Raw genomic sequence first — 3,229 nt, 5'->3', positions numbered from 1 at the left:
CAACATCCGGGGGCGGGGCGGGAAGGCAGCAGAGCGACTGGCTGCAACCCAAGATCCCTTGCCTAGCCCCAGGATGCGGTGGATCCGGCTCCGCCGGTCCACCCGCTTCGCCCCCTTGAGGGGGCCCGCGCAGCGGGTAGGGGGTGGGCTTCCCTTCAGCGCGTAGGGGGGGGCAATAATTTCCAGCCGCCGTTCTCGATGGTCACCATGACGCGCGAGCGGGCGTCCAGGCCTACGTGGTCGGTCGCGCTCATGTTGAACACGCCGTGCGCGCCTGCGACGTTCCTGGTGTTCTCGAGCGCCTCGCGCAGCGCAGCGCGGAATTCCTTGGTGCCGGGCTGGGCTTTCTTGAGCGCGACGGGGATCGCGGCCTCGATCAGCTTGGCGGCGTCCCAGGCGTGGCCGCCGAACGTCGAGACCGAGCCCTTGCCGTAGGCGGCTTCGTATTTCTGCACGTATTCGGTGGCGGAGGCCTTGACCGGATGGTCGGCGGACAATTGATTCCATACCAGCACCGGGCCGGCCGGCAGGAAGGTGCCTTCCAGATCCTTGCCGCCCACGCGCAGCACGTCGTTGTTGGCGATGCCGTGGGTCTGGTAGTACGTGCCCCGGTAGCCGCGCTCCTTCAGCGTTTTCTGGGGCAGGACGGCCGGCGTGCCGGCGGCGCCTATCAGCACCGCGTCGGGCTTGGCCGCCATCATCTTCAGGACCTGGCCGGTGACCGAGGTGTCGGTGCGGTTGTAGCGCTCGTTGGTCAGCACCCTGATGCCGGCGGCCTGGGCAGCCTTGGCGAACTCGTTGTACCAACCCTCGCCGTAGGGATCGGCAAAGCCGATGTAGGCCACGCTGCGGACCTTGCCCGTTTTCATGTGCTCGACGATGGCGCGCGCCATCTCGGCGTCGTTCTGCGGGGTTTTGAAGGCCCAGCTTCTCTTGGCGTCGACCGGTTCGACAATGACGGCCGATGCCGCCATCGAGATCACCGGGGTGCCGGTCTCGGCGGCGACGTCCACCATGGCCATGGAATTGGGCGTGATGGTCGAGCCGATCATCACGTCGACCTTGTCCTCGGTCACGAAGCGCCGGGCGTTCTTGACGGCGGTGGTCGTATCGCTGGCGTCGTCCAGCACGATGTAATTGACCTTCTGCCCGGCGATGGTCTTGGGCAGCAAGGGAATGGTGTTCTTTTCGGGGATGCCCAGCGAGGCCGCGGAGCCGGTTGCCGAGACGTTGACGCCCACGTTGATGTCGGCCTGGGCAGCCGCGGCGAATGCGGCCAGGCCCATGGCCACGGCCAGTTTCTTCAAGGAAAACATGGAAGTCCCCACAGTGTTTGTGTTCTCGAACCCGGCCCCGGCAGGCCTGGCGGCGCCGGGGCGGAAAATACTCAGACTTTCTCGACGGAGGTCGAATCCGACTCGCCCGTCTTGAGGAACCGGGCCACGAACAGCCCCAGCTCGTAGAGCAGGCATAACGGTACCGCCAACATGAACTGGCTGACAACATCGGGCGGCGTGACCACCGCGGCCACCACGAAGGCGCCCACGACCACGTAGCCGCGCGCGGCCGACAGCTTGGCGACCGAGGTCACGCCAGTCTTGACCAGCAGCACCACGGCCACCGGCACCTCGAAGGTCAGGCCGAAGGCCAGGAACATCGTCATGACGAAGTTCAGGTAGGCCTCGATGTCCGGCGCGGGCGTGATCGACTGCGGCGCGAAGGTGGCGATGAAGTGGAATACCGTCTTGAAGACGACGAAATAGCAGAACGCCATGCCCGCCAGGAATAGGGCGGTGCTGGAGACGATCAGCGGCAGCGCCAGGCGCTTCTCGTGCTGGTAGAGCCCCGGCGCGACGAAGGCCCAGGCCTGGTACAGCACCACCGGCAGGGCGACGACGAAAGCCGCCAGCAGCGTGACCTTGACCGGCACCATGAACGGCGTGATGACGCCGGTGGCGATCATGCGGGTGCCGGCGGGCAGGGTCGCCAGCATGGGCTGGGCCAGCACGTCGTAGATGGCCGAGGCGCCCGGATAGAGAAACAGCACCACGAACACCGCGACGATGGCCACGATGGCCTTGAGCAGCCGGTTGCGCAGCTCCACCAGATGCGAGATGAAGCTGTCTTCTTGCAGTTCTTCTTTGTCAGTCACGTTGTTCGCGTACCGTCGTTGCTTCGGCCGGCTGGCCGGCGGCAGGTTGGGCCGCGGCCGGCGGCAGCAGGTCGGGCGGGAACAGGGAAGCCTGGGAGGGATCCGGATCGAACAGTCCGGGCTGGCCATCGCTGGCAGGCTGGCCGGCCGCATCAGCGGCGGCATGCGCGCTTGCGGGCTGTAGCGCCTCTCCCCCCTGCTGCGAGGCAGGCGCCGGCTCGGCCGGCAAGGATGTCGCGGCCTCCTCGGCGTGGCCGATGGCTTCGCCCTGCGCCGGCGCCGGCTCGATGCTGTCGAAGCTGGCGGAGGCCTGGATCTCGCGCGCCGCGCCCTCGACGCTTTGCCTGGCCTCCTCGAAGCCCTTCTGCAGATCGCTCACGTTGGTCTTGACCGTGGTCTCGATCGCGTGCGCGGCGTCTTCCATTTCCTTGCGAAGATTGCGCAGCTCGTCCAGCTCCATCTCGCGGCGGATGTCGCTCTTGACATCGCTGACATAGCGCTGCGCCCGCCCCAGCAGATGGCCGACCGTGCGCGCCACCTTGGGCAGCCGCTCGGGCCCGATGACGATGAGCGCCACCACCCCGATGGTCATGAGTTCGGTAAAGCTCACATCGAACATGGGCCCCCCCCTACCCGCTTACGCGGGCCCCCCAGGGGGCGGCACTGGCGGACCGGAAGGAAAGACCACCCCCTACCCGCTGCGCGGGCCCCCTCAAGGGGGCGGCACTGGCGGACCGGCAAAGCCGGATCCGCTGTGCCCTGGGTCGAACCGCACCGGCCTATCAGCGGAACCGGATCCGGTCTACCCTGGATCGAATAGGTTGTTTCGGCGCGGAGCGCCATGGTCGTGGTCATATGGTTTCAACTTGACAGGGCATGGCGGCTCCGCTTTCGCGGCCGCCCACCTTGTATTCACACCCTCGCGCAAAACGCGTCGGTTAAACCCAGGGCACAGCGGATCCGGCTCCGCCGGTCCGCCAGCGCCGCCCCCTTGAGGGGGCCCGCGTAAGCGGGTAGGGGGTGGTCTTTCCTTCCGGTCCGCCAGTGCCGCCCCCTGGGGGGCCCGCGTAAGCGGGT

General features: G+C 67.2%; 3 protein-coding genes. All 3 read right to left on the bottom strand.

From position 1 onward, the window contains the following. Positions 1-155: 155 nt before the first annotated feature. The 3 genes from PIGHUM_RS23790 to tatB all read right to left on the bottom strand — a co-directional run bounded on the left by PIGHUM_RS23790 (position 156) and on the right by tatB (position 2,771). Positions 156-1,316 carry an ABC transporter substrate-binding protein gene (locus PIGHUM_RS23790; protein WP_124082281.1) on the bottom strand — a complete coding sequence of 387 codons (1,161 nt, stop codon included), beginning with the start codon at positions 1,314-1,316 and terminating at the stop codon, positions 156-158. A gap of 71 nt (positions 1,317-1,387) precedes the next feature. Further along, positions 1,388-2,152 carry a twin-arginine translocase subunit TatC gene (gene tatC, locus PIGHUM_RS23785; RefSeq protein ID WP_187697825.1) on the bottom strand — a complete coding sequence of 255 codons (765 nt, stop codon included), beginning with the start codon at positions 2,150-2,152 and terminating at the stop codon, positions 1,388-1,390. After that, on the bottom strand, positions 2,145-2,771 hold the full coding sequence (tatB, locus tag PIGHUM_RS24475; protein WP_124082277.1) for a Sec-independent protein translocase protein TatB: 627 nt from the start codon (positions 2,769-2,771) through the stop codon (positions 2,145-2,147). The genes tatC and tatB overlap by 8 nt, the downstream gene beginning before the upstream one ends. Positions 2,772-3,229 lie beyond the last annotated feature (458 nt).

It is taken from the genome of Pigmentiphaga humi (genome assembly GCF_900606115.1).
Taxonomy (GTDB): domain Bacteria; phylum Pseudomonadota; class Gammaproteobacteria; order Burkholderiales; family Burkholderiaceae_B; genus Pigmentiphaga; species Pigmentiphaga humi.
Note: the sequence above shows the minus strand (reverse complement) of the source record. Positions and strands in the feature narration are given on the sequence as shown.